Below are 24,491 nucleotides of genomic sequence, written 5' to 3' on the forward strand. Positions count from 1 at the left end.
AATTTACGGGTCTGGAGCCGGACCCGAGTTTCTTTGGACGTGGTTCAGTATTTTGTGTGCACTTCATTACGATGAAGATTATGAGCCCTGAAAATATTACGGTTGCGATTGCTGTCCCACTCAGCTCCGAGCTTGTGGAGCGCATCAAGTCGGCGCATCCAACCGTGACCGTTCGCTATGAACCCGAACTGCTGCCACCGGAGCGGTTCCCGGCCGACCACGCAGGGGATCCGGCGTTCAAACGAACAGCCGAACAGGAAGCGCGCTATTGGAAAATGCTCCGCAGCGCCGATGTGCTCTACGGTTTTCCCAATGAAGATGCTCAGGGGCTGGCTAGCATCTCCTCAAGCCCGAAGCTGCGGTGGATTCAAGCCATGGCAGCCGGCGCAGGTGGCACCGTCAAGGCGGCCAACCTGTCCCCCTCAGACCTAGCGCGTATCACTGTCACCAGCTCTGCTGGCGTCCACGCCTTGCCACTAGCTGAATTTGCCATGCTAGGCATCCTGAACGGCTTCAAAGGCACAGTAGCGCTTGCCGCCGATCAGGCCGCGAAGCACTGGCCGGAGCTCCGGAGCCCTACACGTTTGCTCAGTGGCTCCAACGTAGTCATTGCCGGACTTGGCGAGATTGGTCTTGAAACTGCGCGCCTGGCCCGGGCACTAGGCATGAACGTCAGCGGCACCAAACGCAACGTAGAAGCCATCGACGGTATAGACGTAGTCACCGACACCGCCGGACTTCCCGATCTTGTGGCCACAGCCGACGTTCTCATCAACACTCTCCCTGGAACGCCCTATACGGAAAAACTAATCAATTCAAAAATCTTCAACGCCATGAAACCGGGCACGATTCTGATCAATGTGGGCCGTGGCACGGTTGTTGACGAGGAGGATCTCTTGGCAGCACTGAACAATGGCCAGCTCTCATACGCTTGCCTCGATGTCTTCGCCGAGGAGCCGTTGCCAACGAACAGTGAACTATGGTCGCACCCACTTGTGTTGGTCTCACCCCACTGCTCAGCCTTGAGTGCAGCGGAGAACCGTCTCATTGCCGAGCGTTTCATCGAGAACCTCACGCGCTTTCAGGCCGACGAGGAGCTATTGCACCCTGTGGATTCTGTCTACTTCTACTAGCTCACAGCTGCCACCACAGGGCCTCCACCGCAGAGGTAGAACGTCCGTTGTTGTGTTTTTCCCGGAGGAGAGGTATATTTTCTCCAGGCCTTCCCCTGTGGCGTCCCCCAATAGCCACAGTGGAAGGTCCACCAATTTAAGTGCCCGTTTTGAGAGTTTCTCCGGTGCTGCGGATTTTTTTGCCTCAAGTTTCAGCATGTGAAACTTCTTCTTGACCCCAAGCTGTGAACATCTGGCAATGGAGTGTGTCAGTTTGCATCTGGCCGTGCCAGTTGTTATATTTTTAGTACTGGTTCCCCACCACAGCGTCCCCCAATAGCTGTGGCGGGGAGCCTTTTATTTTAAGCAGCAGCTTGGGCCACTGCGGTCATTTGCAATCATTGGCCCCCATCAACTTGCCATCTGCAGTGGACCGCGAACCCGCCATGGCGCGCCATCAGCGTCACGCTCTAATTCCATGGTGACCAGCTCACTGCGCAGGTTACGCCCAAGACGAGCCTGTAAGCGCCACACCTGCACATCCACGCGCCCCTGCCCCTTGGGCATGCGCTGCGCATGTTTCCACCATTCAACCCGCTCATACCAACGCACAGGCTCGGCGCCCACCAGCCAGACCCGGCCATCTCGGTGAACAGCGGCAGGAACCCCTGCCGCGGTCATTGTTACCGTCACTTCTTCCACACCCGTTTTCATGTCACAGATGCTACGGACAGGGTCTGACATTGGTGCCTGCCCATAGCGTGAGGTTGGAGATAATGACGCCTCCGCCGGGTCGGCGGTGGCGTCATTATCTCCAACCTCACGAAGAGGGGGCCAGCTACTTGAAGGCGAGCAGGCGCAGAAACTTCAGCTCCCCGATGACCGCAATATCCTGCCCGGTCGCAGCGAGCTCGTAGGCCCGCTTGACCTTGGCGCTGGGGCGCCCGCCCCGCTCCAACTCGGCACAGACAACCAGGGTAACTTTTTTCGTTGTGCTGTTGGCAATGGAGGCACCCCTGGCTGCCGCAGCGTCCTGGGCTTCCACCCTCGGCATGGCCGCCAGGTCTCCGCTAAATACTATTGTTTGACCAAAAAGGGGACCATAGGCATTTGCATTAGGGTTAGCCTGCGGTAGATCGGCCAGTTTTCTTGTGTAGCCCGCAGCGTAGTAGCTGGGCGTTTGCGGGGCGGCACTGCCGCCACCAGGCCAGAGAGCGGCCAGACTGGACACATCGTTGCGCCGGGCCAGTTCCAGGGCTATCAGGGCACTCGCCCGGGCGTCGTCACCGGCATCGTGGTGGTTGAAGGCCGGAAGTTCTAAGGCATCCACAACATCTGAAAGTGCGTAATGCTCCAGTTTCAAGTACTTGCGGGCGAGAGCCAGCGTGCAATGAAAATCCAGTGTGGGCGCTGGGAGCCCACACACCTCATTTGCCTTGGAAATCACTGACTTCTCAAAGCTAACGTTGTGGCCCACCAACGCATCGCCAGCAATAAAGTCCATCATGGGTCCGTGAATGCCACTCCAGCTAGGCATGTTGCGCACTTGAGTTGCGGTTATGCCGTGGATTGCCACATTGACAGGGTGGAACTCGTTGTAACCGGGCAGCGGATTCATCAACCACGTTGCCTGTTCAACAACAACTCCTGCCCGAACCTTCGTCAGACCGACTGCGCAAGCCGATGCCCGGAAGTTATTGGCTGTCTCAAAATCAATAGCTGTGAAAGATATCCCCTGCATGAGCTTCCCTAGTCAGTACTCGATAATGCCCAACACGTACAAAATTTGCTCAGCTCTCAACGAACAAAAAACCCCGTGGATTCTTAGCTTTCGCCTTGAATTCACGGGGTTTTCTTTGGTGGGTCCTACCGGGATCGAACCGATGACATCCACGGTGTAAACGTGGCGCTCTACCAGCTGAGCTAAAGACCCATTCATTGCTTAAGGCTTACAAGCATTGCGCTTGTTGGCCTGACCAACGAGAAACTACTGTACATCATGTTTTAGTGATTGCGCCAATCGAGCCCCAGCTCATCTGCCAAGTAACCCAGAGCCTCTCCCACACCAATATCCAACTTCACGTCAGCCAGCGGATCCCCCCTTGTTATACCCCGGTTGATAATCACCACGTGCTTGCCATCTTTGGCGGCTTTTTTTACAAAACGCAAGCCGCTCATGACTGTCAATGACGAGCCTGCAACAATCAGCAGCTCGGCCGAATCAACCATCCCAAAGGAGCGCAGCACCCTTTCCTTGGGTACGTTTTCACCAAAGAAAACGAAATCTGGCTTCAGCATGCCACCGCACAGAGGACACCTGGCAACTTGGAACTCGGAGATGAGCTTCTCGCCCTCCAGGTCAGCGTCAGCATCGGGCGCCGCCGAAACTCCGCCGGCGGCCACCACAGCGTCCAGGAAACCAGGATTGAGTTCGGTCAGGATGCCGGCAAGAAAAGTCCTGGAATACGTGTTGTTGCACCCCATGCACACAACCTGGTCAAACCGGCCATGCAGGTCAACCACATTGGTGGCTCCGGCGTCTTCGTGGAGACCATCAACATTTTGAGTGATGATGCCACTTGAGTACCCGCCACGCTCCAGCGCAGCCGCGGCATAGTGACCTAAGTTAGGAACGGCATGATGCATGTGGGTCCAGCCCACATGGTTCCTTGCCCAATATCTCTGCCGCAAGAGGGTGTCCCCCACGAACTCTTGGTAAGTCACGGGTTTACGCACCGGGGCATCAGGACCACGGTAGTCAGGTATGCCCGAATCGGTGCTCAGACCCGCCCCTGTCAGAAACGCAGCAGGGGATTCGCGCAGCAGTACCGTGAGGCTATCCAAGGCCTCGATGTCAGTAGCGGTCAACCCTGTACTGGTTGCTACGGCGCTCCTCACGGAATCAGGGCGCACGAAGCCTGTTTGACCGATTCCTGGGCGCACGCTGTCCATGGTCAGAGCCGCTCCATCGCCCGCCGGTACCGCGCAAGCTCACGGCCTTCTGCCGTAGGGGTGCTAAAAATATCGGCAATGACACCCTCAGCATTGATCAGGAACGTGCTGCGTCCAGCCATGCCACGGACAGAATCAAATACCTGATACGCGCTGGCAACTTCACCGTGCGGCCAGAAGTCAGCCAGGAGCTCAAAGTTGTAATCTTCGGCTTGCGCGTAGGCACGCAAGGTGTACTTGCTATCAACGGACACAGCCAGTACCCGCACACCAGCTTCGGTAAAATCAGCTAAATTATCGCGCAGTTCAGCCAATTCACTGGTACAAATACCAGAGAAAGCAAAGGGATAAAACACTAGGGCGACGGCGGTGCCACGCAACCCGGTGAGTGAAACTGGCTCACCAAACTGGTTTGGCAGGCAAAAGTCGGGGGAAGTGTCCCCCACTTGCAGACCTGGGTGCGTGACGCCGTCGTACATTACTGACGCTTGCGCGGAGCCAAGCGTGTTGCGGCCCAGTCAGCAGAAGCACCTGCCGTCGTTGTCACATGCAACCCTGCTGTGGGTGCGGCTTCCGCAATGTCCGCCGGTTCGACGAAACCTGCACGGCCCGGCTTGGGTGTAAGCACCCAAACAATCCCACCCTCATCCAGAGTGGTCAGTGAATCCACCAGGGCATCCACTAGGTCTCCGTCGTTTGCGCGCCACCAAAGGATGACCGCGTCTACAACGTCGTGATCATGCTCATCGAACATTGCAGAACCAATCAGGTCCTCAATGCTGTCGCGCAAGTCAAAATCAACGTCGTCGTCGTATCCGAGTTCTTGGACAAGATCCTCGTCCTTGAACCCCAATTTGTCTGCCACCTTGGCAACAGTGCCGGCGTCGGCCTCGCTCACGTTTTTCCTCCTGGGGTCAGCACCTGCGTGCCGGGTTGTTGATATGTATCCCCAGTCTAGGGGGGACAGCCCATATTGCCTCTATTTAAGGATCATTGACAATGTCTATCCTGCGAAAAACCAGTAAATAAGCCGATTTCGGTGTGATTTATATTACTCGCACAGCTTTGAGTTCCCTGCGCTGGTGAGCATGGTGCGGGTTCGGGCCGTAGTCATCCAATAGGCACAGCTACGCACAACCGCTAACGGCGGTCTAGAGTGTTTATACACGCCCATGGCCACAGCTTTGGGCCCCCCACACTGCTTTTAAGAGAGGTTGGACGTGGCTGCTGGAGACGAGAACAACTCCCATATCCTTAGCGGGTTGACTAATCAGCTCCCTGATCGTGATCCGGAAGAGACTGCTGAATGGCTTGAGTCTTTGGATTCGTTGATTCAGGAGCGTGGCACTGAGCGTGCCCAGTACATTATGCGTAGTTTGCTCCAGCGTGCTGGTGCGCAGAGTGTTGGTGTGCCGATGGTGACTACGACTGATTATGTTAATACGATTCCTGCTGATCAGGAGCCTGTTTTTCCTGGTAATGAGGAGATCGAGCGTAAGTATCGTGCGTGGTTGCGGTGGAATGCTGCTGTGATGGTGCATCGTGCGCAGGCTCCTGAGATTGGTGTGGGCGGGCATATTTCTACTTATGCTGGTGCTGCGACGTTGTACGAGGTGGGTTTCAATCACTTCTTCCGTGGCAAGGATCATGCGGGTGGTGGAGACCAGATTTTCTTCCAGGGTCATGCCTCGCCTGGTATGTACGCTCGTGCTTTCCTTGAGGGGCGTTTGAGTGAGGAAGACATGGATGGTTTCCGTCAGGAGAAATCCAAGGAAGGCCATGCACTGTCGTCTTACCCCCACCCACGGTTAATGCCGGAGTTCTGGGAATTCCCTACGGTCTCGATGGGTATCGGGCCGATGCACGCTATTTATCAGGCGCAATCGAACCGGTATTTACATAACCGTGGCATTAAAGACACCTCTGAGCAGCAGGTCTGGGCGTTTTTAGGTGATGGTGAAATGGACGAGCCTGAATCGCGTGGGCTGCTGCAACTGGCCGCTAATGACAAGTTGGATAACTTAACGTTTGTTATTAACTGCAACTTACAGCGCTTGGATGGTCCGGTTCGTGGAAACGGGAAGATCGTTCAAGAACTCGAAGCGTTCTTCCGTGGTGCTGGCTGGAACGTGATCAAGGTTTTGTGGGGTCGTGAGTGGGATGACCTCCTGGCCCGTGATGAAGATGGTTCCTTGGTCAAGGTCATGAATGACACTGTTGATGGTGACTACCAAACGTACAAGGCAGAATCTGGTGGGTTCGTTCGGGAGCATTTCTTCGGGCAAACACCCCAGACTAAAGAACTCGCCGCGCATCTTTCTGATGACGAGGTTTGGAACCTCAAGCGTGGCGGCCATGATTACCACAAGGTCTACGCCGCGTATAAAGCTGCAAGCGAGTTCAAGGGTAAGCCCACCGTGATCCTGGCCCACACCGTGAAGGGTTACGGACTCGGGACACACTTCGAGGCACGTAACTCCACGCACCAGATGAAGAAGCTTACGCTCTCGGACTTGAAAGATTTCCGTACTCACCTGCGTCTGCCGATCTCTGATGAAGTCCTTGAAGCGGACCCGTACCGTCCCCCGTATTACCATCCCGGGATGGATACCCCGGAAATTCAGTACATGATGGAACGCCGCCGGGTCCTGGGCGGGTTCGTGCCCGAGCGCCGCTCTGAACACACCGCGTTAGAACTCCCCGGGGATAAAACCTACGAAGTCGCTAATCGTGGCTCGGGTAAGCAACATGCCGCGACCACGATGGCGTTCGTGCGTTTACTTAAAGACCTCATGCGCGATAAGGGTATTGGTCAGCGTATTGTCCCGATCATCCCGGATGAAGCACGGACCTTCGGTATCGATGCGTTCTTCCCGACCGCGAAGATCTACAACCCCAACGGGCAGAACTACCTCTCCGTGGACCGTGATCTGGTCTTAGCGTATAAAGAGTCCATTTCTGGGCAGATCGTTCATGCCGGTATTAACGAAGCAGGCTCCGTCGCGGCGTTTACCGCCGCCGGTACCGCGTACGCCACCCACGGGGAACCATTGATCCCGGTCTACGTGTTTTACTCCATGTTTGGTTTCCAACGCACCGGGGATCAGTTCTGGGCTGCCGGGGATCAAATGACGCGCGGGTTCATTATTGGTGCCACCGCCGGGCGGACTACCCTCACCGGTGAAGGCCTCCAACACGCTGATGGGCACTCCCCCCTCCTGGCCTCTACCAATACGGCAGTGATCACCTACGATCCCGCCTACGGGTATGAGATCGGGGTGATTATCCGCACCGGTCTAGAGCGGATGTACGGTAAAGACTCCACGGATCCTAACGTGATGTACTACATCACTGTTTATAACGAGCCGATCATTCAACCTAAAGCACCCGAAGATATCGATGTTGAAGGGATCACCCGCGGGATCTATCTGCTCAAGAAAAGCGAGCATGACGGGCCCCGTACCCAGCTCCTGGCTTCAGGAGTCTCCGTGCCCTGGGCCCTAGAAGCACAGCAAATCCTTGCCGATGAATGGGGGGTCGCAGCCGATGTCTGGTCAGTAACATCCTGGACCGAGCTCCGTCGCGATGGCCTCGCGGCTGAAGAAGACGCGTTCCTACACCCGGAAAAAGACCCACGCACACCGTACATCACAGCGAAAATGGCTAACGCGCACGGACCCATCATCGCCGTGAGTGACTTCATGAAAGCAGTCCCGGATCAAATCCGTCAATTCCTGCCTAATGACTTCGCGACCCTCGGCGCAGACGGCTTCGGTTTCTCCGATACCCGCGCAGCAGCACGACGCTACTTCAAAATCGACTCTCACTCCATAGTGGTACGCACCCTGCAAATGCTCGCTAAAAACGGTGACATCGACACCAACACACCACAACAAGCAGCCCAAAAATACGACCTCCTCAACATCAACGCAGGAACCACCGGCAACACCGGCGGCGACAGCTAACCAACAAGAGTTCGTTACCGGGTGCCTGGTGTTGCTGTAGAGGTTCTACAGCAACACCAGGCACCCGCTGTACGTTAAGCCCCAGAAACACGCTACCTACAGGCAGGGCGACTAATTCTTGAGTTGTTGGGTTCACACAAATAACCTCTTCGAGCAATAAAGACATATCCTCTAGATATGGCAGTTACTAACAAGCCGGCGGGATCCCCCTCGGATAGTAAACCCGCCAAGAATTCAGCCAGCACAACAGGCAGTAAAAACGCACTACAACACAGGAGCCCTGGAATCAAGGACACGTCGGAGACTTTGGAGCGGTTGCGGGCCAATGTTGGCACGCTGTCAACAATGATGCGTCAAGAGCTTGAAAATACTTTGCCCTGGTACAGGAAACTCAGCGCTGATGAACGCTCGGCGCTTGGCCTGGTGGCACAGAATGGCATCACTGCATTTGTCTCTTGGTATGAGCACCCGTCCTCACCAAGCTGGGTTCTCTCCGATGTGTTTGGCACAGCACCCACTGAACTGACCCGTTCCATCAGCCTTCAACGTGCCCTGCAATTGATCCGCACAGTGGTCCAAGTCGTTGAAGACAGGGTCCCGGAAATAGCCGCCCCCGAAGAACAAGTGGATTTGCGCGAGGCAGTACTGCGCTATTCCAGAGAAGTGGCCTTCGCGGCGGCCGATGTCTATGCCCGGGCAGCAGAAAATCGTGGCGCTTGGGACACCCGCTTGGAAGCCCTCGCCGTTGACGGCATCCTGCGTGGGGAAAACACCGACGCACTGCAATCACGGATCTCCGCGCTTGGCTGGACCTCACACGGACACTTCACCATCATGGTGGGCGCCGCACCCCAGGAAGCCAACGCCTTATTCTTAGCCACCCTCCGCAGGGCCGCCGGGCGTTTTTCCGAGGATGTGATGGTGGGTATCCAAGGTGACAAACTCATTTTGGTGCTCGGAAATGTCACAGATCCGGAATCTGCCTACATCCGCCTGAGCGAACTTTTCGCACCCGGCCCTGTTGTTTACGGCCCGCTGGCACCCACGTTGGCTGAGGCCACGGGATCGGCCAAGGCTGCTTTTGCCGGTATCTCCGTGGCTAAGGGATGGTCCTCTGCCCCACGCCCAGTTTCCGCGGATGACCTTCTGCCTGAGCGAGTGATCGGTGGCGATGAATCCGCCAGACGCGCACTGTTGCTGAGCATCTACCGGCCACTTGTGGCCGCCTCCAATGGTTTGATCGAAACGCTCATTAGCTACCTCCAAGGCGGGCATTCACTGGAAGCCGCCGCCCGGGAACTCTTTGTACACTCCAACACGGTCCGTTACCGCTTGCGACGCGTCTGCGACGTCACTGGCTGGGATCCGCTGGTTCCGCGTGAAGCGTTTGTCTTGCAGACAGCGATCATCGTGGGCAGACTTGCCACGCCCGCCAAAGTCATCTCTTCTAAGCCGGTGCCAAAGGCAGCGCCCAAGACGTTGCCGGGCAAACAGGGCCTGCCCACGCACCGCGAAGGATCCGGATGAGAATTTAGTTCTTTTCGCCTAAAAGAAGACTGAGATAGCACAGCAGAGGCACCACCATTGTAGACTTCCTACAAATTGTGGAGAAGAGCTTGGTGCAAGAAAATACCCTGAAAATGCGGTTTAGTTTGGAAAGCTGGTTAATGTGCTTGCAATAGTCTGCCCTGGACAGGGCTCCCAATCCCCCGGTTTCCTCTCACCATGGCTGGAACGCCCAGGTGTGCGGGAACAACTGCTCACCCTGAGCGAGGCCGCTGGAATTGATCTGCTGGCCCACGGCACCACATCAGATGCCGAAACCATCAAAGACACCGCCGTAGCTCAACCCCTGATTGTTGCTGCCGGGCTCATTACAGCTCAGGCACTGCTCGGCACTGAAGGTGCCACACTCGATGTTGCCAGCAAGCTGGCCCAACGCTCAGTGGTGGTTGCCGGACACTCGGTGGGTGAAATCACCGCCGCCGCCATCACGGGGACCCTTTCCAACTCTGACGCCATGGCTTTTGTGCGCGAACGTGCCAACCGCATGGCCGACGCCGCCGCCGCAACACCCACAGGGATGGCGGCAGTTGTTGGTGGAGACCCAGAGGAGGTCTTGGCAGCCATCGCAGCTACCGGCCTGACCCCGGCCAACATCAACTCCAAGGGACAGACGGTCGCTGCCGGAACCTTGGAACAAATCGCCGCTCTCATGGCTGCCCCGCCAGCCAAAGCCCGGGTAATCCCTCTCCAGGTAGCTGGTGCGTTCCACACCCACCACATGTCTCCTGCCGTTTCGGCTCTGGAAACACTTTCCCCGTCTCTGACCCCTCACACGCCTCAGGTTGCGCTGCTATCAAACTACGACGGCGCCGTGGTACCTTCCGGAGCAGACGCCCTTGAATCCTTGATCGCCCAAGTCTCGCGACCGGTACGCTGGGATCTGTGCATGGAAACCATGACCGCTATGGGCGTGACCGCTTTGATAGAGCTTGCCCCTGCCGGAACGTTGACGGGTCTGGCCAAGCGAGCCATGCCCGGAATTGCTACCGTTGCTGTGAAAACACCCGATGATCTTCAGGCTGCCCAGGACTTGCTGGCAGCACACTCCGCGCACCAAGAAGGAACATTGTGAGTACACCTACTCTTAAGCAAAGTACGCTCCGTGCCGGATCAGCCATTTTAGGCATTGGCGCCTACCGCCCCACCACGATCGTCACCAATGACGATGTGTGCCAGTGGATCGATTCCTCCGACGAGTGGATCCAGCAACGCACAGGCATCATCACCCGCCACCGCGCCCCCAAAGATGTCTCGGTGGTGGATATGGCCGTGGCTGCAGGCGCCGAAGCCATCAAGCATGCCGGGATAGACGCCACACAAATTGGCGCCGTCCTTGTCTCCACAGTGACTCACCCCTACGCCACGCCATCAGCGGCTGCCTTGATTGCCGAACGGCTCGGGGCCTCACCCGCTCCCGCCTTTGACATCTCCGCTGCCTGCGCAGGCTACTGCTACGGCGTGGCCCAAGGAGACGCCCTGGTGCGTTCCGGTACTGCAGAATACGTTTTGGTTGTTGGAGTTGAGAAACTCTCCGACGTTATTGACAACCATGAGCGGACCATTTCATTTTTGCTCGGTGACGGGGCTGGTGCGGTTATTATCGGGCCCTCGGACGAGCCCGGCATCAGCCCCACCGTTTGGGGCTCCGACGGCAGTAAGTGGGACACCATTGGTATGACCCACTCCCAGCTGGACATCCGCGACTTCAGCGAGCAGGCAATGAAGGGCGACGGCGTTGCTCACGCCGCCGCAGATGAGGCTCACTCAACGCTGTGGCCAACCCTTCGCCAGGACGGACAGACCGTGTTCCGATGGGCCGTGTGGGAGATGGCGAAGATGGCCAAGAAGGCGCTTGAGGACGCAGGTATAACTGCTGCCGACCTTGGCGCGTTCGTTCCCCACCAGGCCAATATGCGCATCATTGATGAACTCGCCAAGCAGCTGAAGTTACCTGAGCACGTCATTATTGGTCGAGACATTGCCGACGCCGGAAACACCTCGGCTGCCTCCATCCCCTTGGCAACACACCGACTGCTCGCTGAGAACCCGGAGCTTTCCGGTAAACTTTCGCTGCAGATCGGCTTTGGTGCCGGACTGGTGTTTGGCGCTCAAGTAGTGCGCCTGCCCTAATTAAACGTATCTCTCCACATCCGTGGTTTGATCAACATGCTATTAAACGATCAAGTCCTTGATCACAGCACAAGAAGAAAAGGAGCCGTCAATGGCTAGCAACGAAGAAATCCTGGCTGGTTTGGCCGAAATCGTCAATGAAGAGACCGGCCTTGCCCCTGAGGCCGTTGAGCTGGACAAGTCCTTCACGGATGACCTGGATATTGATTCCATCTCCATGATGACGATTGTTGTCAACGCTGAAGAGAAGTTCGACGTGAAGATCCCGGACGAGGAAGTCAAGAACCTCAAGACCGTTGGCGACGCTGTCAGCTTCATTGCAGGCGCACAGGCTTAAGCAGCCCTTGTGCATTAGTCTCATACCCGCGTCAGCGAAAAGAGACATGGTGGTTGGCCGGAAAGCAGGACGCCGGCCAACCACAATAATCATCTTCGAGTCCTGCCCCATAATTTTTGTAGAGAGTTGAACCATGGCCCGCAAAGTAGTCATCACCGGACTGGGTGCCACCACACCCATTGGCGGCGACGTCCCGACCATGTGGAAGAATGCCCTCAAGGGCGTCTCCGGCGCACACACCCTGAAAGATGAATGGGTACAAAAGTACGATCTTCCCGTTCATTTCGCAGCCAAGGCTTCAACTCCCGCCACCGAAGTGCTCAGCCGTGTCGAGGCCAAACGCATGGACCCCTCCACCCAGTTCGCTGTGGTGGCTGCACGTGAAGCATGGAAGGATTCCGGCATTGAGGAGGTGGACCACGACCGCCTGGCCGTAGCCTTTGCCACCGGCATTGGTGGTGTCTGGACTCTCCTGGATGCCTGGGACACCCTGCGTGAAAAGGGCCCCCGCCGCGTGCTGCCCATGACCGTTCCCATGCTCATGCCCAACGGCCCGGCCGCGGCTGTCAGCCTGGACCTGGGCGCCCGTGCCGGCGCACACACCCCCGTTTCCGCGTGTGCTTCAGGAACCGAGGCACTGCACATCGCCCTGGAGCTGATCCGTTCCGGCAAGGCCGACGTGGTCGTGGCTGGCGGCGCCGAAGCCGCCATCCACCCCATGCCGTTGGCTTCCTTCGCCGCCATGCAGGCCCTGTCCAAGCGCAACGACTCCCCCGAGACGGCATCACGTCCGTACGACATCAGCCGCGACGGATTCGTCATGGGTGAAGGCGCCGGCGCGTTGGTGCTCGAGGCTGAAGAGCATGCGCTGGCCCGTGGCGCACGCATTTACGGTGAATTGGCCGGCACCGCAGTAACCGCCGATGCCTACCACATCACCGCACCGGACCCCCAGGGTCTGGGTGCCACCCGCGCGTTGAAGGCGGCCCTCTTTGATGCTCGCGCACTGCCTGAAGACGTATCCCACGTCAACGCGCATGCCACCTCAACCCCCGTGGGCGACAAGCCCGAATACACCGCGCTCAGGGCCGCCCTGGGTGAGCACGTGAACAATGTGTGCGTGTCGGCCACGAAGTCACAGATGGGGCACCTGTTGGGTGCTTCGGGCGCCGTTGAGTCGGTCCTGACGGTGCTGGCTGTTTACCACCGCCTGGCCCCGGTCACCATCAACTTGGAGAACCAGGACCCGGAGATCCCCCTCGACGTTGTCACCGGCACACCCCGCAAACTGCCCGAAGGCGAGGTCCTGGCGCTGAACAACTCCTTCGGCTTTGGTGGACACAATGCCGTTGTGGCCATCCGCAGCACAGGACCCAAGGTTGACATGGCCTAGTCTTTGTAGGAAAACTGACCCGCAGCAAACAAGCGAAAAACACCTTTCAAGTGTTTTTAAGCAGTTGCTGCGGGTCATTTTTTTCACGGGTGAGACTTGGGATGCTGTGAACAGCCCAAGCGATCAAAGCTGGGGGAGATACGCGAGGCACTGGTCACTTCTGGGATGTTCTGGGCTGCTTTAGCCAACGTGGTGTAGCCAGCGCACAGGTGCTCCGGCTGCCGCGTGGCGGAAGGGCTCGAGTTCTTCGTCCCATGCCTCCCCCAAAGCCAGTGAAAGCTCCTGGTAGACAAGTGAAGGGTCACCCTTGCCTGTCTCATAGGCGTAGCGGATCCTGTCTTCGGAAACCATAATGTTCCCGTGCACATCCGCGATCGCGTGAAAAATACCCAGTTCTGGAGTGTGGGACCAGCGGGAGCCGTCCGTTCCCGGGCTCGGATCCTCAGTCACCTCGTAACGCAAATTGGCCCATCCGCGCAAAGCGGAGGCAAGGCGGGCGCCGGTTCCGGCAGGCCCACGCCAGCTAAGTTCAGTGCGCAGCACATTAGGCGCCGCGGGCTGTGCAGTCCACTGCAAGTCCGTGCGCTGATCCATCACCCCAGCAATGGATGACTCAATATGCGGGCACATGACAGCCGGGGCTGAGTGCACAAACAAAACACCGCGCGTGTGTTCAACCTTCATTCCATCCTCCATTGCAGTAGGTGCGTCTTCCCCAACGACCTTCTTTGGATGGAACTGGTGTTACGCGATTCTGATGTGAACCGTCCCTAAATGTCTAGGTTATAAACCCGGGATTCGCTATCAAAAGATAACTTATTATCATTGTGCCGTAGCGGGGCAGATAACGCCACTAAGGTGAGCACTTATGACAAGCATGTCCCTATTTTTTATGCGGTTTTCTGGTTTTCTGGCTTTCCGGCTTTCTGGCTGGATCCTTACGTTCACTATGTTCAGAGAGCGAAGTGTCAGGCGCGTGGGTGTGCTGTGCGGTAGCTTTCTCTCAGCCGTTCCACCGAGACATGAGTGTATAACTGTGTGGTAGCCAAGGAGCTGTGCCCCAGAATCTCTTGCACAGCGCGTAGGTCCGCGCCACCGTCCAGGAGATGAGTGGCAGCCGAATGCCGCAAAGTATGAGGCCCGGTTGCAGAGGTATCACCGAGAGAAGCCAAGTGTTTATCTACCACTGAGCGCACTGTGCGCTGGTCAATACGTCCGCCGCGCTGTCCAAGGAAGAGTGCCTCACCAGCCTGATGCTTGTGTATTTTGGGCCGGCCGGCGTTCATCCACTGGCTCAGTGCCGTATCCGCTGGCACACCGAAGGGCACAGTTCGCTCTTTGTTACCTTTGCCCACCACAGTCACAGTGCGCCGCTCTTGATTGATGTCAGTGAGGTTCAAAGTTGTCAGTTCACCGACACGAATTCCGGTTCCGTAGAGAAGTTCAACCATTGCAAGATCGCGCAGGGCAACCGGATCCTGCGCCTGGGCCGTCTTGACCATTTCTTCAAGCATCCGCCGTACTTGCTGCTGCTGCAACACAGCCGGCAGGCTCTTCCCGCGCGCGGGAGCCTTCAACCGCACCGCCGGGTCTACTCCAATGAGCTCCTCCCGCAGCGCCCATGCCGTAAAGCTGCGTGCCGTGGCAGCCCTCCTAGCCAGTGTTGAACGTGCCAGTCCGGCCTCGCTCTGCTCCCCCAGCCAACGCCGCAGCGAGCCCAAGTCCAACTCCGCCAAAGAAGTGTTGCCCTCGGCAACGGCGTGAATCAACAATGCGTCAAGGTCCCCGCGGTATGCCCTGATGGTGTGTTCTGAACGGCCCCGTTCCGTGCGTAAGTAGCGCTCAAAGGCGTTCGCTGCCCCGGCTAGAGCAGGAGGCAGGGAGGAGCGTTCTGTTGAATCCACACACTCACTGTGCGCTGAACAACCCCCGGGTTCAAGCTCCCCCGCCGGTCCATCTGTTTTTGGTTTATCCCAACCCTTTGCTTTCAAGGGTAGACACAGACGCCGACACCGGTGAGAGCTTGGGCAAGGGCGGCCAGTGTTTGGCCACCAGTGAACTTTTGGGCTCCCGCCATCATGATGTAGTTCTGCGGCATGGTGATGTACCTCCGAGACAGATGGATGGGAGATGTTCATCCATCTCAGCAACGCGCTCATCCTGTGCCCGCCCTGCCGTTAGCCGCTGCAGTTCGCGCACCGAGGTCATTGAGCCTGGCGCTTCCAGCCACCTGCCAGTCTTTCTGCCAGCCCCAATGCCTCAAGTCGGCCCAACCCGGATAAGACTGTGGCAGCGCTGAGCCCCGCAACTACACACAGTTTTTCCAACGTAGTGGCTGCGCGCAACGGCAAAGCATCCAGAAGCAGCAGGTCTTGAGTGCACAAACCGTCATACAGTGCTTCCTGCACCAGTGGTTCGCTCACAAGGTGTTCCCCCATAACACCCGCCAGTTCAGCAATATCCGCTGCGTCAGTGACACACACAGCCGAGCCTTCTTTGAGTAACCTGTGGCAACCAGCAGAATTCGCCGAGTATACGGATCCCGGCACCGCCCCCACAACCCGGCTGAGCGCCTCAGCGTGATGAGCTGTATTCAGCGCACCTGAACGCCATCTGGCCTCCACTACAACGGTGACCCCGCACAAGGCAGCGATGAGGCGGTTACGTTGCAAGAACCTGTAGCGTGTGGGGTTCGTGCCAGGAGGCACCTCAGCCACGACAAGACCGCGGTCAGCAATGCTCCGCAACAGGTCCTCATTTCCGGATGGGTAGAATCTGTCCACTCCCCCAGCCATGACAGCGATTGTTGGTGGCTGCTCGTTAGCCGGGTCGTTCTCCACCGTGACGGTTCGGCCTTCGGTGTGCCTTGTCAGTGGTACCGGCATGGCGGCGCTCAAGGCTCCACGGTGCGCGTGGGCATCGATCCCGTAGGCGCCTCCACTGATAATCGTAAAATTGCGTTGCACCAGGGAACTGGTAATTTCCGCACTGACATTAGCCCCGTAACTGGTGCTGTCACGGGATCCCACCACCGCGATGCAGCTTGACTTTGGCGGAATCCTGTTGCCTTTGCCCCTACACCAGAGTGCTATGGGCGCGTTCAGTTCCAAATCTTCTAAAGCTCGTGGCCATTGTGTGTCTTCAGGGATCAGTAAGTTCCCGCCCAATCGTTGAATGGTGGCTAGGTCCCGTTCCGGCGCAACATCGCCCAGCCGTGGCCGCCAACGCCCCAATGCCTCTGCCAGACCTGTCCACCGCTCGGTGCCTGCAAAGCCCAGTATTTCAGTGATCTGGCGTTCAACCGCAGAACTCGACCAGGCGCTGGTAGCAATCAAAGCCATCGCCTCTTGTGGCCCCAGTACCTGGATCAGCGCCAGCCCCGGCAGATCTGAAGGTTCCATCAACCGAGTCAGAGCAGCACGCGCTATGCGCAGTTCAGAATAATCCGGCGTTCTTTCTGCCTTACTTATATTCACAATCCCTCACCTCGTTGCCGCAATGTCAACGCCAACCCCACATCATCGCTGCCGGGTCGCTCACGTCCTTGAAGATCTGCCACCGTCCACGCCAATCTCAAAACGCGATCATAACCCCGTGCGCTGAGTACCCCCGTCCCCATCGCCCTGTCCAAAAGCGCTGTGTCATGGCCACCCAACCGCAGAGGACCACGCAGCACCCGGCCCGTGAGATCAGCGTTGTGAACCAAGCCCCACTTTTTTAGTCTCTCGCCAGCAATGTCGCGGGCCATCTCTACCCGTTTTGCCACCTGGGCGCTTGATTCACGCTGTGCAGAATCGGACAGCTGTGAGAGCTGTACCTTATTGACCTGCAGCTGAATGTCCACCCGGTCAAGCAGAGGACCCGAAAGCCGACCAAAATAGCGCCTACGTGCCATGGGTGTGCATTCGCAATTGATTCCTTTGCCCGTTGCCTTTCCGCAAGGACAGGGGTTGGCGGCCATGACAAGTTGGAAACGGGCGGGGTAAGATGCCGTTCCGGCGGAGCGATGGAGCACAAGCTCCCCACTTTCCAGAGGCTGCCGCAGTGCATCCAATACACGTTTATCAAACTCGGGCGCCTCATCTAAGAAGAGCACGCCTCGATGAGCGCGGGTAGCGGCACCAGGACGCGGTATGCCGCTACCCCCACCAATAATGGCTGCTGTGCTAGCGGAATGATGCGGCCGCTCATAAGGCGGGCGCCGTATAAGCCCAACAAGTCCAGATGCTCTATGTTCAAGGGAATGAATGGCAGTGACTTCCATGGCCTGGGCATCGTTGAGATCCGGTAGTAGTCCGGGCAGCCGCTCGGCCAGCATGGTTTTTCCTGAGCCGGGTGGTCCTATCATCATCAGATGGTGCCCACCCGCGGCCGCGATCTCCAACGCAAGACGCGCCACTGTTTGGCCTGCTACCTCGGACAAATCCACTTTCTCGTGGTTTGCCACTACACCGCTTACCGGCTGAGCGGTTTCAATGCCGGCCGCAGTGACGCCTTCAAGGCCTATGAGTTCTTGGGGGTTGGCCTCAAAGTCAGCGACCACCTGTGCCAAGCAGTCGTAGCCGCGAACCTTGGCTCCACTTACTAGCTGCGCTTCAGCGAGATTGGCACCTGCCACAACAAATTCCTTGTACCCGGCAGACAACGCGGCAAGAACTGCGGGCAGGACTCCCCGGACCGCCCGCAACCGTCCATCAAGTCCGAGTTCAGCAAGGAAGACAGTGCTGCCGGTTCGCCGAACATCGCCCGCAGCGTTGAGGGCAGCCATAACAATGGCCAAGTCAAAGCCAGAGCCCTTTTTAGGTAGAGAAGCTGGTACTAAATTGACAGTTATTTTACGCCGACTCAATGGAATCCCAGAGTTTTGCGCCGCCGATCGAATCCGCTCCCGTGCTTCTGATAATGAGGCATCTGGGAGTCCTAGGAGAATAAAGTTGGGCAGGGTCTGGCCAATGTCGGCTTCAACTTCTATGACGTGGCCATTTAAACCAACCAGGGCCACGGCAAGGGCACGCCCCATCCCCATCAGGCCACGCCCTTGAGATGGTCAATGCTGGGTGGGCCCGAGTGGTCCATGATGATGCCAACAGCGTCAATTCGCACGGTACCAATGACGTGTTGGTGTTCGCGCGCCCACAACACCGCCAAAGTTCGTAGGCGCAACAGTTTAATCCGTGTCAACGCTTCAAGCGGATCCCCATACCGCCGCGACCTGCGTGTCTTGACTTCAACTATGACGAGTTCATTTCCATCAAGGGCAACAAGGTCAATCTCACCGCTGGCACACCGCCAGTTACTATCAATCACCCGGATACCGCGGTCCTCCAGATAATCAGCTGCCACCCGTTCACCGGACTGACCCAACGCATCTTTTGCTCTCATAACAGCCTCCAATGTCAGCTTGGCTCGCATTGGATGCCAGCAACAGTGCCAGGACACCGATTGTGGATAGTCTCACCAATCGCAGCCCCCTGTGGGGGAACAAAGCACCCCAGAACGCACGAAGCCGGTGACCCGCCCACCAAGGCAAGTCACCGGCGTCGTACTCGGGTTTAGTGAACCAGAGTTAAGCGAGTCAGAATCTAGTTAACAGCGCTCGCCCGGACAAGCTCGGCACAGCGCTCCCCAATCATCATGGTGGTGATGTTGGGGTTAACGCTAGTCAGCTCCGGCATGACAGAACCGTCAGCCACGCGCAGCCCTGTGACACCCTTGACCCGCAACTCCGAATCTACCGGGGCCAGTGCGTCATCATCAGCACCCATGCGCACGCTTCCGGCCGGGTGATAAACAGTGTTGTGCGTGCGGCGGATGTAATCTGCAATCTCTTCATCGCTTTGCACATCCTTGCCCGGGTAGAGCTCAGTTCCCGCCCACTCGGACATGGCCGGCTGAGAAATAATGTCTCGGGCCCGGCGTATACCCGCGATCATGACGGTCATGTCATGGCCCGCCTCATCCGTGAAATAGCGCGGATCCACCTTGGGTTTGTCGCGGAAATCCCGGCTCGCCAACTTGACAGTGCCCCGCGATTTAGCGTGAGTGACGTTTGGAGTGAGGCAGAACCCGTTCTCAGTCGTGGGGTAGCCCTGACGCAGTGTGTGCATATCGAACGGAACGGAACCATAGTGCATCATCAAATCCGGCCGGTCCAACCCACTGCGCGTCTGTGAGAAGATGCCAATCTCCCACCACTGTGTGGATTCCTCCACCATGGGCTTCTTCGCCTCCCACTGGATGACAGCCTCGGGGTGGTCCTGCAGGTTCTCGCCAACTCCCGGCGCGTCCACGCGCACTGCGATGCCGTGCTCACGCAGTTGCTCGCCCGGGCCAATGCCTGAGAGCATCAACAATTTCGGTGTGTCAATGGCCCCGGCGGAGACAATAACCTCGCGGTTGGCCTTCAACGTGTGAGTGCGACCAAAAGCCGAATCCACCACATTGACACCCGTGCACTTGTTCGCCTCGTCAAAGGTTAGTTCGCGGGCCCGCAGATCAGTGAGCAACGTAAAATTCTTCCGGTCCATGATCGGATGAATGTAAGAAACGGAGCTGGATGCGCGCGTTCCATCTGGCTGACGGTTGATTTGGAAGAAGTTCGCACCATTGACAACAGTGACATCATTATTGAACTTCGCCCGAGGAATTCCGGCTTGTTCACACGCATCCAGCAGCGCGACCCCACACGGATCAGCTGCGGGGACATTCATAATCTTTACCGGTCCGCTGTCTCCATGGTGCGCGGCGTCGGGGCCAGCATCCTCATTGCTTTCAAGCTGCTTGAACAGACGGTAGCCCATCTTCGCATTCCAACCTTTGGCACCGTACACCCTCTCCCAGTCATCCAAATCTTCACGCGGTGCCCAAAAAGCGATGCAGGAGTTATGGCTGGAACAACCGCCCATGACCCGTGCACGGGCATGGCGCATAAAGGAATTGCCGTTCTCCTGTTTCTCAATGGGGTAATCCCAGTCAAGCCCGGATTCCAAAAGCTCCATCCACCGATCAAGTTGGAGGATCTCAGGCAGTTCGCGGTCGTCAGGACCTGCCTCCACTAGAGCCACCTCGACGGCGGGATCTTCGCTAAGGCGGGCTGCCACAGCGGCTCCGGCCGAACCACCACCAATGACAATGTAGTCAAAGTCGCGGTTGGCTGCATCTTCAATCATGCTCATTGTCTAGTTCTCCTCCTGGCTGGGGCTCGAGCCGTGGTCAGCGAACCAACCGGTGACTTGCGGGTCAAGGTTCTGGTAAATATGCTTTGCTTCCTGGTACTCGCCCATGCCTGTGGGGCCAAGTTCGCGGCCCACTCCGGACTGGCCAAAGCCACCCCATTCAGCCTGCGGGAGGTACGGATGAAAGTCGTTGATCCAGATAGTTCCGTGACGCAGACGCCCAGCAATACGTTGAGCCCTGCTGGCGTCTTGTGTCCAGACTGCCCCGGCCAGGCCGTAGATGGTGTCGTTACCTAGGGCTACTGCCTCGTCCTCAGTGCGGAAAGTTTCAACGGTGATGGTAGGTCCAAACGCCTCATCAGTGAGCACAGACATACCGGAAGTGACCTGGTCAATGACAGTGGGCAGGTAGTAGTGCCCCTCGGCCTTGGGCCCTTCGATGCCGGTGTCCTTCACCGCACCGCGTGCAGCACCGACCTCGGCAGCCGTAGCGGGGCGTCCACCGCAGCGGATTCGAGCACCTTCTTCTCGGCCCTTGCGTACGTAGCCATCAACTTTTTCCAGGTGAGCTGCCGAGATGAGCGGACCGGTTTCGGCGTCCTCATCATAGGGTCCGCCTAGGCGGATGCCGTTTGCACGACGCACCAGTTCAGTCACGAAGTCTTCGGCTATGGATTCCTCCACCAGCAGGCGGGCGCCAGCTGAGCATACTTGCCCTGAGTGAACAAAGGCCCCGTTGAGCGCGTTATCCAGTGCAGCATCAAAGTCTGCATCTGCGAAGATCACGTTCGGGTTCTTGCCGCCGAGCTCCAGCGCAACCTTTTTTACGGTTCCAGCAGCGGAAGCAGCAATGCCGCGTCCTGTGATCAATCCGCCGGTGAAGGAGACCATGTCTACATCCGGGTGGCTTGACAGCGGTGGGCCAACGTCAGCACCGGCTCCGGTGACGAGGTTGGCAACCCCTGCCGGCAGTCCAAGTTCATCCAGAACATCCAGCATCAAGATTGCTGTGGATGGGGTCAGTTCGGCTGGCTTGAGAACAAAGGAACATCCGGCCGCCAAGGCCGGAGCAATCTTCCATGCCGCCTGAAGCAGCGGGTAATTCCAGGGTGTGATCATGGTGCACACACCGACGGGTTCGTACACAATACGTGAAAGTACGTTGTTATCCGAAGCATCGACAATGCGCCCGGCATCTTGGCCTGCCAACCGTCCGAAGTACTCGAAGCATGCGGCAATGTCATCCATGTCCAGACGGCTTTCGAGGATCCGTTTGCCTGTATCTTCGGATTCGGCGCGAGCAAATTCTTCCTTCCGCTCCCGAAGCCGAGTGGCTACTTTGAGCAGGAAGTCTCCGCGTTGCGGTGCAGGCACTGAAGACCACACGCCGGAGTCAAATGAAGTGCGGGCTGCTGCAATAGCCCGTTCGGAGTCTTCTGCCGTTCCTTCCGAAACGCTCGCCACCAGCCGTCCATCAGCGGGGCAGAAAATTTCGCGGGTCCCGCCGGCGGCGGCAGGTGCCCAGGCGCCTCCGATGAACATGCTTTTGGCCCTAGTGTTGGTCGGCTCCACATGGTTTTTTTCGGTCATGGTGTTTCCTCATCCAATCCGTTGTTCGGTGGTGTGGTTGCGACATTTGCGGGAAGGTCATCAACAGTGTCAAAGTCTCCCTCCCAGTCCGTCTTAGCTTCGCTGGCTTCAGCAATTTTGCTGACACCGGTGGCTCCGCCGCTTTGGTGCAGGAAGGCCACATGTACTTCATAGTGGTCAAGGACATCAGCAATGACCTGTTCCCTGTTGGAGCCAAAGAGGTTATAACCATGGCTGCCTTCAAGGGAGAACACTTCCATACGGTAGTAGTGCTCCGTTTTTACGGAGGACTTGGCATAGGAAGGCACTTCTTGCTGGACAGGATAGACCTGGTACTTGAAAGCCCTCTCCTCGCCAAGATGAATAACCAGGTCTGCTGTCCCAATACCTGTTGGTTCCACGGTCCCGAAGTCCAACGTGGCTTCAATGCCCTGGGCAGTAAATTCATCCCGAACCTCAGCCAGAGCCGGGCGGGCAACCTCCTCCATGAATTTGTGTGCTTGCCGCCTGCCGGGATAGTTGACTGCTCGTGCCAACCGTTGTTTCCAGCTTCTGCGGTTCTCGGGGCCTGAGCCACCGGCTCTGGAAGAGAGCACACCATGAAGTCCGGCGCGGTAGCTGCCTGCTAGCGCACTCTCCACCCGAAGCGCCTTGAATAGACCCAGCATGATGAACAGCAACACCACGGAGAAAGGCAGGCCCATGATGACCGTAGCGCTTTGCAGCGTGCTGACACCACCCACCAGAAGCATCGATAGCGTCAGTAGCCCGGTGGCCATTGACCAAAAGACACGAACCCATTTGGCGCCGTCGGCCTCTGGATTTTTCAATCTCGAAGTGAAGTTAGCCATGACCAGGGCCCCGGAGTCGGCACTTGTGACATAGAAAAGCAGGCCGGTAAACGTTGCTATGGCCGCCGTGAAAGTCACCCCGGGGTATTGGTCAAGCATCGTGTAGAAGCCGCGCTCGGGAGTATTCATGGCTAGTTCGCCAAATGCTGTGTTGCCACTACGAACTACGTCCAGGGCACTGTTACCGAAGATTGAAATCCACAGCAGGATGAAGGCGAAAGGCACCACAAGTACTCCACCAACGAATTGGCGAATGGTGCGTCCGCGTGAGATACGTGCCAGGAACAGGCCTACAAACGGGGCCCAGGCAATCCACCAGGCCCAGAAGAACAAGGTCCAGCCGTTAAGCCACTCATCCGGACGGTCGTAGGCAAACGTGTTCAGCGCCATGCTCGGGAAGCGGGAGATGCTGTCACCAATGTTCAGTACGATCCCATCGAGCAGGTAGCCGGTCTTGCCTGCGATGAGAACAAACACCATCAAAGCAATACACAAGATCACGTTGAGTTCAGAGAGCCGGCGAATTCCCTTTTCCACTCCGGTCAGTACGGAGATGGTTGCCATAATGACGGCAACGGCGATCAAGACTATTTGGATACCAGTATTTTCCGGGATGCCGAACATGAAGTACAACCCAAAGTTCAGCTGTGCAACACCGATTCCCAAGGAAGTGGCGATACCAAAAATTGTGCCCAGCACCGCAGCAATGTCAACGGCATCACCTATGCGGCCGTGAATACGTTTGCCGAGGATAGGAAATAGCGCCGAACGGATGCTCAACGGCAGGTTGTGACGGTAGGCGAAATAGCCCAAGGCCAGGCCCATCAGTGCGTACAGCCCCCATCCGAGGATGCCGTAGTGAAACAGGGTCCAGGCCAAGGCTTGACGGGCAGCCTCAACGGTGCCACCCTCTCCAGCCGGCGGCGCCAGAAATTGTGCAACAGGCTCTGAGACCGAGAAGAACATCAGGTCGATCCCAATGCCGGCGGCAAACAACATTGCTGTCCATGTGAACAGGTTGAAAGTTGGCCTCGAGTGGTCAGGCCCTAGCCGGGTCTTGCCAACCTTGCTGACGGCTACGGCAATCACGAAGGCCAGCACCAGGACAATCACTAACGAGTAGTACCAGCCGAACGTGGAACCGACCCATCCCACCACGCTGTTAATGATGTAATCGGCGCCCTCCTGATCAATGATGGCCCAGAGAGCGATGGCCAGCACACCACCTGCGGCCCCAAAAAAGACTACTTTGTTGATGCGGTCTCCGGTATCACCATCGTCCGTATTTTCAGTGGATACAGCACCTGTGCTCTTGGGCGGGGATTCGACACTTTTGTTTCGACTCATGATTGCATCGTAACAAGCACCCGCAGCTGAGTTCGTGCTTCCGGACATGTTACTGCCAGGGTTTTAGGATGAA

The 24,491-nt window shown here is 57.4% G+C and carries 20 protein-coding genes and 1 tRNA gene; 7 read left to right on the plus strand and 14 right to left on the minus strand.

Annotated features, from left to right (window positions below; genetic code table 11):
• Window positions 1-80: 80 nt before the first annotated feature.
• Entirely contained in the window at window positions 81-1,133 is a 1,053-nt protein-coding gene (locus tag AAFM46_RS10085) for a D-2-hydroxyacid dehydrogenase (RefSeq protein WP_343317609.1), read from the plus strand.
• A gap of 390 nt (window positions 1,134-1,523) precedes the next feature.
• On the opposite strand, the gene AAFM46_RS10090 is transcribed toward AAFM46_RS10085, so the two are convergent.
• The 6 genes from AAFM46_RS10090 to AAFM46_RS10115 form a co-directional block, all read right to left on the minus strand.
• Window positions 1,524-1,826 (minus strand): hypothetical protein, encoded by a 303-nt coding sequence (locus tag AAFM46_RS10090; RefSeq protein ID WP_283527722.1) that lies wholly within the window; start codon window positions 1,824-1,826, stop codon window positions 1,524-1,526.
• A gap of 124 nt (window positions 1,827-1,950) precedes the next feature.
• Complete coding sequence (locus AAFM46_RS10095; RefSeq protein ID WP_343317610.1) at window positions 1,951-2,853, minus strand: exonuclease domain-containing protein; 903 nt, start codon at window positions 2,851-2,853, stop codon at window positions 1,951-1,953.
• A gap of 116 nt (window positions 2,854-2,969) precedes the next feature.
• A tRNA-Val gene (locus AAFM46_RS10100) sits at window positions 2,970-3,045 on the minus strand.
• 71 nt (window positions 3,046-3,116) lie between these two features.
• Window positions 3,117-4,064, minus strand: a complete 948-nt coding sequence (locus tag AAFM46_RS10105; RefSeq protein ID WP_283527726.1) for a Sir2 family NAD-dependent protein deacetylase — start codon at window positions 4,062-4,064, stop codon at window positions 3,117-3,119.
• A gap of 2 nt (window positions 4,065-4,066) precedes the next feature.
• Entirely contained in the window at window positions 4,067-4,543 is a 477-nt protein-coding gene (locus tag AAFM46_RS10110) for a peroxiredoxin (RefSeq protein ID WP_283527728.1), read from the minus strand.
• Window positions 4,543-4,962 carry a DUF3052 domain-containing protein gene (locus AAFM46_RS10115; RefSeq protein ID WP_343317611.1) on the minus strand — a complete coding sequence of 140 codons (420 nt, stop codon included), beginning with the start codon at window positions 4,960-4,962 and terminating at the stop codon, window positions 4,543-4,545. The genes AAFM46_RS10110 and AAFM46_RS10115 overlap by 1 nt, the downstream gene beginning before the upstream one ends.
• A gap of 322 nt (window positions 4,963-5,284) precedes the next feature.
• Between AAFM46_RS10115 and aceE the strand changes: the two genes are divergently transcribed.
• From aceE to fabF, 6 genes are all read left to right on the plus strand, one after another.
• Window positions 5,285-8,029: a pyruvate dehydrogenase (acetyl-transferring), homodimeric type gene (aceE, locus tag AAFM46_RS10120; protein ID WP_283527732.1), complete on the plus strand. Its 2,745-nt coding sequence runs from the start codon at window positions 5,285-5,287 to the stop codon at window positions 8,027-8,029.
• 177 nt (window positions 8,030-8,206) lie between these two features.
• Window positions 8,207-9,556: a helix-turn-helix domain-containing protein gene (locus AAFM46_RS10125; protein WP_343317612.1), complete on the plus strand. Its 1,350-nt coding sequence runs from the start codon at window positions 8,207-8,209 to the stop codon at window positions 9,554-9,556.
• A 142-nt stretch (window positions 9,557-9,698) separates the two neighbouring features.
• Window positions 9,699-10,667 (plus strand): ACP S-malonyltransferase, encoded by a 969-nt coding sequence (locus AAFM46_RS10130; RefSeq protein WP_343317613.1) that lies wholly within the window; start codon window positions 9,699-9,701, stop codon window positions 10,665-10,667.
• The gene (locus AAFM46_RS10135) at window positions 10,664-11,725 is read left to right on the plus strand and encodes a beta-ketoacyl-ACP synthase III (RefSeq protein ID WP_283527738.1); all 1,062 of its coding nucleotides are present in this window, start codon (window positions 10,664-10,666) and stop codon (window positions 11,723-11,725) included. The genes AAFM46_RS10130 and AAFM46_RS10135 overlap by 4 nt, the downstream gene beginning before the upstream one ends.
• 91 nt (window positions 11,726-11,816) lie before the next feature.
• Window positions 11,817-12,062, plus strand: coding sequence for an acyl carrier protein (locus AAFM46_RS10140; RefSeq protein ID WP_038462997.1), 246 nt, complete (start codon window positions 11,817-11,819; stop codon window positions 12,060-12,062).
• A 133-nt stretch (window positions 12,063-12,195) separates the two neighbouring features.
• Entirely contained in the window at window positions 12,196-13,455 is a 1,260-nt protein-coding gene (gene fabF, locus AAFM46_RS10145; RefSeq protein ID WP_343317614.1) for a beta-ketoacyl-ACP synthase II, read from the plus strand.
• Between the two features lie 180 nt (window positions 13,456-13,635).
• Here fabF and AAFM46_RS10150 read toward each other — a convergent pair whose 3' ends face one another.
• From AAFM46_RS10150 to betT, 8 genes are all read right to left on the minus strand, one after another.
• Complete coding sequence (locus tag AAFM46_RS10150) at window positions 13,636-14,139, minus strand: DUF3145 domain-containing protein (protein ID WP_283527747.1); 504 nt, start codon at window positions 14,137-14,139, stop codon at window positions 13,636-13,638.
• 284 nt (window positions 14,140-14,423) lie between these two features.
• Entirely contained in the window at window positions 14,424-15,359 is a 936-nt protein-coding gene (locus AAFM46_RS10155) for a tyrosine recombinase XerC (RefSeq protein ID WP_343317615.1), read from the minus strand.
• 300 nt (window positions 15,360-15,659) lie between these two features.
• Window positions 15,660-16,856, minus strand: a complete 1,197-nt coding sequence (locus tag AAFM46_RS10160; RefSeq protein ID WP_343317616.1) for a DNA-processing protein DprA — start codon at window positions 16,854-16,856, stop codon at window positions 15,660-15,662.
• Between the two features lie 71 nt (window positions 16,857-16,927).
• A complete protein-coding gene (locus AAFM46_RS10165) occupies window positions 16,928-18,481 on the minus strand; it encodes a YifB family Mg chelatase-like AAA ATPase (RefSeq protein WP_343317617.1) in 1,554 nt (517 codons plus the stop codon).
• Window positions 18,481-18,837 carry a YraN family protein gene (locus tag AAFM46_RS10170; RefSeq protein ID WP_283527790.1) on the minus strand — a complete coding sequence of 119 codons (357 nt, stop codon included), beginning with the start codon at window positions 18,835-18,837 and terminating at the stop codon, window positions 18,481-18,483. Before AAFM46_RS10170 ends, AAFM46_RS10165 begins: the two co-directional genes overlap by 1 nt.
• Before the next feature lie 200 nt (window positions 18,838-19,037).
• Window positions 19,038-20,630, minus strand: a complete 1,593-nt coding sequence (locus tag AAFM46_RS10175; protein ID WP_343317618.1) for a GMC oxidoreductase — start codon at window positions 20,628-20,630, stop codon at window positions 19,038-19,040.
• Between the two features lie 3 nt (window positions 20,631-20,633).
• On the minus strand, window positions 20,634-22,220 hold the full coding sequence (locus AAFM46_RS10180; protein ID WP_283527794.1) for an aldehyde dehydrogenase family protein: 1,587 nt from the start codon (window positions 22,218-22,220) through the stop codon (window positions 20,634-20,636).
• Entirely contained in the window at window positions 22,217-24,418 is a 2,202-nt protein-coding gene (gene betT, locus AAFM46_RS10185; protein WP_343317619.1) for a choline BCCT transporter BetT, read from the minus strand. Before betT ends, AAFM46_RS10180 begins: the two co-directional genes overlap by 4 nt.
• Window positions 24,419-24,491: the final 73 nt, after the last annotated feature.

The sequence above is a fragment of the Arthrobacter sp. TMP15 genome (assembly GCF_039529835.1).
GTDB lineage: Bacteria > Actinomycetota > Actinomycetes > Actinomycetales > Micrococcaceae > Specibacter.

Coding starts and splice junctions, on each gene's coding strand:
- AAFM46_RS10085 (WP_343317609.1), top strand. CDS start 81: ATGAGCCCTGAAAATATTACGGTTGCGATTGCTGTCCCACTCAGCTCC.
- AAFM46_RS10090 (WP_283527722.1), bottom strand. CDS start 1,826: ATGAAAACGGGTGTGGAAGAAGTGACGGTAACAATGACCGCGGCAGGG.
- AAFM46_RS10095 (WP_343317610.1), bottom strand. CDS start 2,853: ATGCAGGGGATATCTTTCACAGCTATTGATTTTGAGACAGCCAATAAC.
- AAFM46_RS10105 (WP_283527726.1), bottom strand. CDS start 4,064: ATGGACAGCGTGCGCCCAGGAATCGGTCAAACAGGCTTCGTGCGCCCT.
- AAFM46_RS10110 (WP_283527728.1), bottom strand. CDS start 4,543: ATGTACGACGGCGTCACGCACCCAGGTCTGCAAGTGGGGGACACTTCC.
- AAFM46_RS10125 (WP_343317612.1), top strand. CDS start 8,207: ATGGCAGTTACTAACAAGCCGGCGGGATCCCCCTCGGATAGTAAACCC.
- AAFM46_RS10140 (WP_038462997.1), top strand. CDS start 11,817: ATGGCTAGCAACGAAGAAATCCTGGCTGGTTTGGCCGAAATCGTCAAT.
- fabF (WP_343317614.1), top strand. CDS start 12,196: ATGGCCCGCAAAGTAGTCATCACCGGACTGGGTGCCACCACACCCATT.
- AAFM46_RS10150 (WP_283527747.1), bottom strand. CDS start 14,139: ATGAAGGTTGAACACACGCGCGGTGTTTTGTTTGTGCACTCAGCCCCG.
- AAFM46_RS10160 (WP_343317616.1), bottom strand. CDS start 16,856: ATGGAACCTTCAGATCTGCCGGGGCTGGCGCTGATCCAGGTACTGGGG.
- AAFM46_RS10165 (WP_343317617.1), bottom strand. CDS start 18,481: ATGGGGATGGGGCGTGCCCTTGCCGTGGCCCTGGTTGGTTTAAATGGC.
- AAFM46_RS10170 (WP_283527790.1), bottom strand. CDS start 18,837: ATGAGAGCAAAAGATGCGTTGGGTCAGTCCGGTGAACGGGTGGCAGCT.
- AAFM46_RS10175 (WP_343317618.1), bottom strand. CDS start 20,630: ATGAGCATGATTGAAGATGCAGCCAACCGCGACTTTGACTACATTGTC.
- AAFM46_RS10180 (WP_283527794.1), bottom strand. CDS start 22,220: ATGACCGAAAAAAACCATGTGGAGCCGACCAACACTAGGGCCAAAAGC.
- betT (WP_343317619.1), bottom strand. CDS start 24,418: ATGAGTCGAAACAAAAGTGTCGAATCCCCGCCCAAGAGCACAGGTGCT.